Here is a 7,872-nt window from a genome sequence, read left to right as displayed (position 1 = left end):
TCCACCGCCGGTCTTTGTGGGCATCAATTCTTGCAGCACCCCGACGCCAGTTCCTTGAGGATCGGGCAATCCGGACGGTGGTCGCCGTGGCAGTGCTCTACCAGGTCTTGCAAGGTGTCGCGCAGTTCGGCCAGTTCGCGGATTTTCTGGTTCAGCTCATCGATGTGTTGCCGGGCGAGGGCCTTGACGTCGGCGCTGGCGCGTTGGCGGTCTTGCCAGAGAGTGAGCAATTTGCCGACCTCTTCCAGGGAAAACCCCAAGTCGCGGGAGCGCTTGATGAACGCCAGGGTGTGCAGGTCATCGGCGCCGTAGACCCGGTAGCCGCTGTCGGTGCGATGGGCGGCCTTGAGCAGGCCGATGGATTCGTAATAGCGGATCATCTTCGCGCTCAGGCCGCTCTGGCGGGCCGCTTGGCCGATGTTCATCGCTTGTCCTCCAACTGCTTGGGTGTCCAGAACTTCAACAGTAACGCATTGCTCACCACGCTGACGCTCGACAGGGCCATGGCCGCGCCGGCCAGCACCGGGTTGAGCAAGCCGAACGCCGCCAGGGGGATGCCGATCAAGTTATAGACGAACGCCCAGAACAGGTTCTGGCGGATCTTGGCGTAGGTCTTGCGGCTGATGTCCAGCGCCGCCGGTACCAGTCGCGGATCGCCACGCATGAGGGTGATGCCCGCGGCATGCATCGCCACGTCGGTGCCACCGCCCATGGCGATGCCAATGTCGGCGGCGGCCAGGGCCGGGGCGTCGTTGATGCCGTCGCCGACCATCGCCACCACCGAGTGGCGCTTCAATTGTTGGACGATGGCGGATTTATCCGCTGGCAGTACCTCGGCATGGACATTGGAAATCTCCAGCGCCTGGGCCACCACCCGGGCGCTGCCTTGGTTGTCGCCGGTGAGCAGATGGCTGGCGATGTGCTGTTCATTCAAGGCCTGTACGGCGGCGAGAGCGCCGGGCTTGAGGGTGTCACCGAAGGCGAACAGGCCCAGCACCCGCGGCGTCGCGCCTTGTTCGAGCAGCCAGGACAACGTACGGCCTTCGGCTTCCCAAGCCTGTGCGGATTCGGCCAGCGTTCCGGGGTTCAGGCCCAGTTCGTCCAGCAGACGGCGATTGCCCAGGGCCAGGCGTTGCCCGGCGAGGCTGCCGGCAATGCCGCGTCCGGCCAGGGACTGGCTGTCGCTGACATCCGGCACATCCAGGCCGCGCTCGGTGCAGGCGTCCAGTACGGCTTTGGCGAGCGGGTGTTCGCTGCCGCGCTGCAGTGCGCCGGCCATTTTCAGCAGCGCGTCTTCATCACCGTCCAGGGCGGTCAAGTGGGCGATACGCGGGGTGCCGGAGGTCAGGGTGCCGGTCTTGTCGAACACCACGGTCGTGACTTCATGGGCGCGTTCCAGGGCTTCGGCATCCTTGATCAGAATCCCGTGGCGCGCCGCCACGCCGGTGCCAGCCATGATCGCCGTGGGCGTCGCCAGGCCCAGGGCGCAGGGGCAGGCGATCACCAGCACGGCGACGGCGTTGATCAGCGCGGTTTCCAGTGGCGCACCGTACAGCCACCAACCGATGAGCGTCGCCAGGGCCAGTACCAGCACCACCGGTACGAAGACCTGGCTGACTTTATCCACCAGTTTCTGGATCGGTGCCTTGGCGGCCTGGGCGTCTTCCACCAGGCGAATGATGCGCGCCAGGACGGTTTCGGTGCCCAGGGCTTGCGTGCGGACCAGCAACCGGCCTTCGCCATTGATGGCGCCGCCGGTGACCTTGTCCCCGGGCTGCTTGGGCACCGGCAGGCTTTCGCCGCTGATCAGCGCTTCGTCGGCGTGGCTCTGGCCTTCCAGCACTTCGCCGTCCACCGGGAAGCGTTCGCCGGGCTTGACCAGCACCAGGTCATTCAAGCGCAGGGCGCTGATGGCAACGTCCCGCTCCTGGCCATCGATCACCTGGATCGCCCGTTCCGGGCGCAAGGCTTCGAGGGCGCGGATGGCGCTGGCGGTCTGGTGCTTGGCGCGGCTTTCCAGGTATTTACCGAGCAACACCAGGGCGATCACGACGGCCGAAGCCTCGAAATACAAGTGCGGCATGCTGCCGGGACGGGCGATCGCCCATTCATACAGGCTCAAGCCGTAGCCAGCGCTGGTGCCCAGGGCCACCAGCAGGTCCATGTTCCCGGCACCGGCCCGCACGGCCTTGAAGGCGGCGACGTAGAAACGCGCACCGAAGATGAACTGCACCGGCGTCGCCAGGGCGAACTGCACCCAGGCCGGGAGCATCCAATGCACGCCGAACGGCTGCAGCAACATGGGCAGCACCAACGGCACCGACAGCAGAATCGCCAGCACCAGGGCCAGGCGTTCACGGTTCAGACGGTTGTTCTGCGTGTCGGCGACCTGCTCGGCCTGCCAGACCGTGGCGTCATAGCCGGCGCGCTTGAGCGCATCGATCAGGGTTTGCGCATCCACCTGGCCGAGCAGTTCGAGGTGAGCCCGCTCGTTGGCCAGGTTGACACTGACGCTGTTCACACCGTCGACCTTGCCCAAGGCCCGTTCGACCCGGCCGACACAGGAGGCGCAGGTCATGCCTTCGATGTTCAGTTCCAGGGTGTGCACGGGAACGCTATAGCCTGCCTGTTCGACGGCCTGCTTCAAGGCCGGCAGGCTGCCTTCGGGGGCCTGGACACGCGCCAGTTCCGTCGCCAGGTTGACGCTGACGGCGCTGGCACCGGCGACTTTGCTCAAGGCTCGCTCGACCCGCCCGGCGCAGCTGGCGCAGGTCATGCCGGCAATGGGTAGATCGAATGTGGTGGATTCGGACATCGGTCACGCTCCCTGTAGTGAATGACTACAGGATCAACCTTGCCATGCTGGCAAGGTCAAGCGCCAATCCAAAAAGGGCTGCTGCTCCCTAATATGGGATCTGGCTCTGTGGGAGCAAGGCTTGCCCGCGATGAAAGCACTGCAGTCTCTTGAGTGACCGCGGCGCCTGGATCGCGAGCAAGCTTTGCTCCCACAAAGCTTGCCCACCGGGGCAAGTGGCGTGTCAGTAACCGAGCCCAGCCTGCTTGAGGTACATACCTTGTTCGTTCATGGCGATGCGGAACTTCAAGATGTCACCGGCCTTGAGGGTGATGTTCTGCGACCCTGGCGCGAGCATGCCCGGGTTGCAACCCGGCGCCTGTCCCGGCAGCAATTTCAGGCGCAAGGAAAACTGGCCCGGCGGCAGGTTGAACGAGGTGCTCTGCTCCTGGAACAGCCTGGCCGAGAGTTGATCCTGGATGTAGATGCCGATTTCGCAACTGGTCGCCACTTCCAGGCGCTCACGGGAAATGATCAACACGCCATAGTCTTCGCCGACGGCCGAGGCCTGGGGCGCCATCGCTGAAAAACCGAGCATGCAAAACAGGCTGAACGCTGACCAGCGCATGGCTGAACCTCCGGTGTGAAATCCTTGATGTGTGCAGCTTGGCTGAGGGCGACGCCGATTGCCAGCCCGGCAGTTTTTGTCAGAACTTGACCTTGCCATGATGGCAAGCTTGAGACTGGCGGCAACCTCAATCCCAAGGAGTCATCTCATGCAAACATTCAATGTTCAGGGCATGTCCTGCGGTCACTGCGTCAAGGCCATCACCCAGGCTGTCCAGGCCAAGGATCCGGCGGCGGACGTGCAAGTCGACCTGGGTGCCAAGACCGTCCGGGTCCAGAGCTCATTGGCGGCCGATGCCGTGCTCGCGGTCATCAAGGAAGAAGGCTATGAGGTCAGCCCCGCCTGAAGTTTTTTAATCGTTAGCGACCTATCGGAATGTTCAAGAGCGCCCGGCACGGCTAGACTGTCGGGCTGTCGAACGACGCCTGAGCTGGACGCCCGATGAACTTTCGCACCATTCTGATTCTTGGCGCCTTGAGCGCTTTCGGTCCCTTGGCGATCGACTTCTACCTGCCCGCCTTTCCGGCGATGGCCACCGCCTTCGGTACTGACGAAAAACACATCCAGTTGACCCTGGCGGCCTATTTCCTCGGCTTGTCCATCGGGCAACTGGCCTATGGGCCGGTGGCGGATCGCTTCGGGCGGCGCATCCCGCTGCTGACGGGCGTCGGCTTGTTCACCCTGGCGTCCCTGGCCTGCGCCTATGCGCCGAACCTCGAATGGCTGATCGGTGCCCGCTTCGTCCAGGCCTTGGGCGGATGCGCCGGGATGGTGATTTCCCGGGCGGTGGTCAGCGACAAATGCGACGCGGTGGGTTCGGCCAAGGTGTTTTCGCAACTGATGCTGGTGATGGGCCTGGCGCCGATTCTCGCGCCGATGCTCGGTGGGCTGTTGGTGAACCTGCATGGCTGGCAATCGATCTTCATTGCCCTGACCGTGTTCAGTGCGCTGGCGTCGACGGCCGTGGCCCTGTGGCTGCCGGAAAGCCTGCCGGATCATGTCCCTCGACAACCCTTGTCGGGCGCCTTGCGCCAGTACGGTCGGTTATTGACCGATTCCGTCTACCTCGGCCATGCGCTGACGGGGGGCATCGCTATCGCCGGGATGTTTGCCTACATCGCCGGTTCGCCTTTTGTCTTCATCAAGCTCTATGGTGTACCGGCTGAACATTTCGGTTGGCTGTTCGGCACCAACGCGGCGGGCTTCATCCTGGTCGCCCAGGTCAACGCCCGGCTGCTGTCCAAGCGCGGCCCGGCGTTCCTGCTGAGCCGCGCGGTATGGGTCTACCTGGGCGCGGGGCTGAGCCTGCTGGCCGTCAGTTCATTGCAACCTGCGCAGTTGTGGCCGCTGCTGGTTCCACTGTTTATCTGCATCGCCAGCTTGGGTTGCATCCTGCCCAATGCCTCGGCCTGCGCCATGAACGGGCAGGGCGCCCGGGCCGGCAGTGCTTCGGCGATGTTGGGATGCCTGCAGTTTTCCGTCGCCGCCGGGGCAGCCGCGTTGGTGGCGGCGCTGCATAACGGCACCGCCGTGCCAATGGCGCTGGTCATCAGCCTTTGCGGGCTGTTGGTGGTGAGCGCGGCGATGCTGACTCGTCGCCTGCAAAATGCCCGGGCATTGGCCCAGGCCAGTCGCGAGGGCTGACTCAGCCGGCCGCGCGCTGCTGCTGTTCGGGGAAATGATGGGGCGCGAGGATCCGCGCCTGCAAGGTTGTGGCGAAAGCCTGGGCTTCGGCCTCGGTACGGAAGGTGACGACGTGCCGGTCAAGACGCACTTGCCATTGGTTTTTTGCCACTTCTTTTATCAGGATCTTCATTGCTGACCTCCTCACGAAAAGATTACGTTGCAAAGGCCTCGAGTGTAGACCCGAATACGATCGGAGTTGTGACAACGGTCAATTCTCGGACTGACGGCATGGGTTTTGTGGGAGCAAAGCTTGCTCGCGAGAAAGGGTGACGCGGTTTTATAGAGAACCGCGGCGCCTCCATCGCGAGCAAGCTGGGCTCCCACAAGCGCCAGGCCATCATGGTGTCTGTCTTGGGTCAGAAGCCTTCAAGCACAATCTTGCCCTTGGACTGGCCGCTTTCCAGCAAGGCATGGGCCCGGCGCAGGTTCTCGGCGTTGATGGTGCCGAAATGCTCGCCCACCGTGGTCTTCAGTGTACCGGCGTCGATCAGCGCGGCCACGCGGTTGAGCAGTTTGTGTTGTTCAAGCATGTCGGCCGTTTCGAACAGCGAGCGGGTGTACATGAATTCCCAATGCAACGACAGGCTCTTGCGCTTGAGCTTGGTCACGTCCAGCGCCTTGGGATCGTCGATCAGCGCCAGTTTGCCCTGGGGGGCGAGGGCTTCGACCAGTTGGTCCAGGTGCTGGTCGGTCTGGGTCAGGCTGGCGACGTGAGTCACCTGGGGCTGGCCTGCTTCCTTCAATGCTTCGCTCAAGGGGCGGCTGTGGTCGATCACCAGGTCGGCACCCAGGTTGCGCACCCATTCCTGGGTTTGCGCACGGGACGCGGTGCCAATCACTTTCAGCCCGGTGAGTTGACTGGCCAGTTGCGTCAGGATCGACCCCACGCCGCCCGCGGCGCCGACGATCAACAGGCTCTGGCCCTGATTGTCCTGGCCTTCCTGGATGTGCAGGCGCTCGAACAACAATTCCCAGGCGGTGATGGCCGTCAGTGGCAGCGCCGCCGCGTCGGCGAAACCGAGGGTCTTGGGCATGTGGCCGACAATGCGTTCATCCACTACGTGCAATTCGCTGTTGCCACCGGCCCGGGCGATGGAACCGGCGTAGAACACCTTGTCCCCGGCCTTGAACAGCGTGACCTCGCTGCCCACCGCCTTGACCACGCCGGCCACGTCCCAGCCCAGCACCTTGGCGACGCCATCTTCGGGCTGGACGTTCTGGCGGACCTTGGTGTCCACCGGGTTGACCGAAATGGCCTTGACCTCCACCAGCAGGTCCCGGGGACCGGCGACGGGTTCCGGCAGCTTGATGTCCTGGAGCGATTGTGGGTCGGTGATGGGTAGCGAGTGGTAGTAGGCAATGGCTTTCATGAAGCGGCTCCGTGAGGTGAGTTTCGATGAAGTCCATGTTTAGCTATTTATAGTCGAGATAAAACCGGCTAAAACAACAGGCTCTTTCAATACTTTTTTGATAATGGGCGCGTGATGCTTCGCTTCGATGACTTGCAATTGTTTGTCCGGGCAGCGGACCTGGGCAGTCTTTCGGCCGCGGCCAGGGTCATGGACCTGTCGGCGGCGGTGGCCAGTGCCGCGTTGAAACGGATCGAGCAGCACCTCGGCGCCCGGCTGTTGGCCCGCTCTACCCGCAGCTTGCGCCTGACGGCCGAAGGCGAGGGTTTTCTCGAATATGCCCGGGCCGCACTGAGCAGCCTTGACGAAGGCCGGCGCTTGTTGACCAGCGGCCAGGACCAGGTCAGCGGGGTGTTGCAGTTGTCCGCGCCGTCGGACCTGGGACGCAACCTGCTGTTGCCCTGGCTGGATGCGTTCCAGCGCGAGCACCCCGGGCTGACGGTGCGACTGCTACTGGGCGATCGCATCGCCGACCTGTTCAAGCAGCCGGTGGACATCGCCCTGCGTTATGGCGAGCCGGAAGATTCGAGCCTGGTGGCTTTGCCTGTCGCCCCGGACAACCATCGAGTGCTGTGCGCATCGCCGGATTATCTGGCTCGCCAGGGCGAACCTCATCAACTGGAACAACTGGCCCAACACAACTGCCTGTTGTACATGCTGGGCAGCCGGGTCCATGACCGCTGGGCTTTTCATGACGGCAAGCGGGAGGTGAGCCTCACCGTCAGTGGCGACCGTTTCAGTGACGACGCCGACGTGGTGCGCCGCTGGGCGGTGGCGGGGGCCGGGATCGCCTATAAATCGTGGCTGGATGTGTCCACCGACGTGCTGGCCGGGCGCTTGAAAATCCTCTTGCCGCACCTGCAATGCGAACGCGCGCCCCTCAATCTGCTGTGTGCCCACCGGGCGCAATTGAGCAAACCCATCAATCTTCTGCGGGACATGCTCCAGGCTCGCTGCGGTGAGTTGACGACTCGATTTCCACTCCCAACGGGGGCCGGCCATTAGTCGCGCGCAAATAGAGACTTTTCCCTCATGAACAATCGCCTCCAAAGGTTTCCGGAGGACAGGAAAGCTCGATTGTCGCGCTTATACTAACGACCGCCTGCGCCAGAGCAGTAGACGAATGATTCAACAGGGAGTGAATACATGGAACATGCACCTTGCATCAGCCAGATCGCCACGCTGCTGGCTGACCCCAAGCGCAGCGCAATGATGTGGGCCTTGATGGACGGCACGGCCCGCCAGGCCGAAGAGTTGGCGTTGCTCGCCGGGTTGTCGCCGTCCTCGGCCAATGCGCATCTGGGGCGCTTGTCCGCCGGCGGCCTGTTGAAAGTCGAAGCCCGGGGTCGCAAGCG

9 protein-coding genes are annotated in these 7,872 nt (G+C 63.4%); 4 read left to right on the top strand and 5 right to left on the bottom strand.

Annotated features, from left to right (window positions below):
* Window positions 1-23 precede the first annotated feature (23 nt).
* From cueR to J4E53_RS28810, 3 genes are all read right to left on the bottom strand, one after another.
* Window positions 24-425, bottom strand: coding sequence for a Cu(I)-responsive transcriptional regulator (gene cueR / locus J4E53_RS28820; protein WP_060739326.1), 402 nt, complete (start codon window positions 423-425; stop codon window positions 24-26).
* Window positions 422-2,815, bottom strand: coding sequence for a heavy metal translocating P-type ATPase (locus J4E53_RS28815; RefSeq protein WP_103311179.1), 2,394 nt, complete (start codon window positions 2,813-2,815; stop codon window positions 422-424). Before J4E53_RS28815 ends, cueR begins: the two co-directional genes overlap by 4 nt.
* A gap of 223 nt (window positions 2,816-3,038) precedes the next feature.
* Entirely contained in the window at window positions 3,039-3,422 is a 384-nt protein-coding gene (locus tag J4E53_RS28810; protein ID WP_060739324.1) for a hypothetical protein, read from the bottom strand.
* A gap of 148 nt (window positions 3,423-3,570) precedes the next feature.
* On the opposite strand from J4E53_RS28810, the gene J4E53_RS28805 reads away from it, so the two are divergent.
* Entirely contained in the window at window positions 3,571-3,768 is a 198-nt protein-coding gene (locus J4E53_RS28805) for a heavy-metal-associated domain-containing protein (protein WP_060739323.1), read from the top strand.
* A 95-nt stretch (window positions 3,769-3,863) separates the two neighbouring features.
* Window positions 3,864-5,066, top strand: coding sequence for a multidrug effflux MFS transporter (locus tag J4E53_RS28800; protein ID WP_060739322.1), 1,203 nt, complete (start codon window positions 3,864-3,866; stop codon window positions 5,064-5,066).
* 1 nt (window position 5,067) lies between these two features.
* On the opposite strand, the gene J4E53_RS28795 is transcribed toward J4E53_RS28800, so the two are convergent.
* Window positions 5,068-5,238, bottom strand: a complete 171-nt coding sequence (locus tag J4E53_RS28795) for a hypothetical protein (protein WP_170842341.1) — start codon at window positions 5,236-5,238, stop codon at window positions 5,068-5,070.
* 226 nt (window positions 5,239-5,464) lie between these two features.
* Window positions 5,465-6,478 carry a zinc-binding alcohol dehydrogenase family protein gene (locus tag J4E53_RS28790; protein WP_103311181.1) on the bottom strand — a complete coding sequence of 338 codons (1,014 nt, stop codon included), beginning with the start codon at window positions 6,476-6,478 and terminating at the stop codon, window positions 5,465-5,467.
* A gap of 114 nt (window positions 6,479-6,592) precedes the next feature.
* Here J4E53_RS28790 and J4E53_RS28785 point away from each other — a divergent pair, with 114 nt between their 5' ends.
* Together J4E53_RS28785 and J4E53_RS28780 are read left to right on the top strand one after the other, a co-directional pair.
* Window positions 6,593-7,522: a LysR family transcriptional regulator gene (locus tag J4E53_RS28785; protein WP_060739320.1), complete on the top strand. Its 930-nt coding sequence runs from the start codon at window positions 6,593-6,595 to the stop codon at window positions 7,520-7,522.
* 141 nt (window positions 7,523-7,663) lie between these two features.
* On the top strand, window positions 7,664-7,872 hold a 209-nt coding region (locus tag J4E53_RS28780), incomplete at its 3' end, for a helix-turn-helix transcriptional regulator (protein WP_207268249.1).

Origin of the sequence: Pseudomonas sp. FW305-28, from assembly GCF_017351395.1 — a bacterium.
Lineage (GTDB): Bacteria > Pseudomonadota > Gammaproteobacteria > Pseudomonadales > Pseudomonadaceae > Aquipseudomonas > Aquipseudomonas fluorescens_AA.
This window is presented reverse-complemented; position numbering and strand designations above follow the sequence as displayed.

What these genes read in the sequence shown, in the direction of transcription:
- J4E53_RS28805 (WP_060739323.1), top strand. Translation starts at nt 3,571, where the DNA reads ATGCAAACATTCAATGTTCAGGGCATGTCCTGCGGTCACTGCGTCAAG.
- J4E53_RS28800 (WP_060739322.1), top strand. Translation starts at nt 3,864, where the DNA reads ATGAACTTTCGCACCATTCTGATTCTTGGCGCCTTGAGCGCTTTCGGT.
- J4E53_RS28785 (WP_060739320.1), top strand. Translation starts at nt 6,593, where the DNA reads ATGCTTCGCTTCGATGACTTGCAATTGTTTGTCCGGGCAGCGGACCTG.
- J4E53_RS28790 (WP_103311181.1), bottom strand. Translation starts at nt 6,478, where the DNA reads ATGAAAGCCATTGCCTACTACCACTCGCTACCCATCACCGACCCACAA.
- J4E53_RS28810 (WP_060739324.1), bottom strand. Translation starts at nt 3,422, where the DNA reads ATGCGCTGGTCAGCGTTCAGCCTGTTTTGCATGCTCGGTTTTTCAGCG.
- J4E53_RS28815 (WP_103311179.1), bottom strand. Translation starts at nt 2,815, where the DNA reads ATGTCCGAATCCACCACATTCGATCTACCCATTGCCGGCATGACCTGC.
- J4E53_RS28795 (WP_170842341.1), bottom strand. Translation starts at nt 5,238, where the DNA reads ATGAAGATCCTGATAAAAGAAGTGGCAAAAAACCAATGGCAAGTGCGT.
- cueR (WP_060739326.1), bottom strand. Translation starts at nt 425, where the DNA reads ATGAACATCGGCCAAGCGGCCCGCCAGAGCGGCCTGAGCGCGAAGATG.